Source organism: Nocardioides sp. CPCC 206348, assembly GCF_048654705.1.
GTDB lineage: Bacteria > Actinomycetota > Actinomycetes > Propionibacteriales > Nocardioidaceae > Nocardioides.
On sequence record NZ_JBMCZA010000176.1, the window covers coordinates 13,964 to 14,668 of the forward strand.

The 705-nt window shown below is 69.9% G+C and carries 1 protein-coding gene; it reads left to right on the forward strand.

The genetic code is table 11. From position 1 onward, the window contains the following. The first annotated feature begins 214 nt into the window (after positions 1-214). Positions 215-691 carry a cupin domain-containing protein gene (locus ACOADB_RS14005; protein ID WP_378599643.1) on the forward strand — a complete coding sequence of 159 codons (477 nt, stop codon included), beginning with the start codon at positions 215-217 and terminating at the stop codon, positions 689-691. Positions 692-705 lie beyond the last annotated feature (14 nt).

A 705-nucleotide genomic window follows, 5' to 3' on the forward strand; every position in this document is an offset into this window, starting at 1 on the left:
GGTGGTCCGCGACACCGATGCCCGCTCGGCCGCCTGCTCCACCGTGGGGGACGGAGTGCCCTCCTCGATCAAGGCCCGCGTCGCGGCGATCAGCTCGCCCCGGGTGCGTGCCTTCTGCCGGGTCCGGCCGGACTCCTCGTACGCCGTTGACATGCCTCTTACGGTACCTTAGTGTCGTTATGGGACACGAGTCCCATATAGGAGAGAAGGCGTCATGGACACATTGACAGCCACGGTCCGGCAGCAGGGTGAGGGCGAGCAGGCCTGGTTCTGCGGCGGGGGCAGGCTCACCTGGAAGGTCACCGGTGCCGAGACCGGTGGCGCGTTCTTCATGTTCGAGGACCAGCTCGAGCGGGGGAAGGTCACCCCGCTGCACATCCATCCGAACGCCGACGAGACGTTCTACCTGGTCGAGGGCGAGCTCCTGCTGCACGTCGATGGCGAGGAGACCGTCCTGGGTGCGGGCGGTGTCGCGGTGTTCCCGCGCAACGTCCCGCACGCCTTCATGGTCACCTCGCCGACGGCCAGGATGCTGGAGTTCCAGAACCCCGCGGCCGGCGAGGCGTTCTACCGGCACGCGAGCGAAGCCCGGCCGACACCGGTCGACTTCGACCGCATCCGTGCGGCCGCCGAGGCGACCGGCGCCATCGAGATCCTGGGCCCGCCGCCCTTCCGACCCCCGGTCGGCTAGGCGCGGGCCCGCCG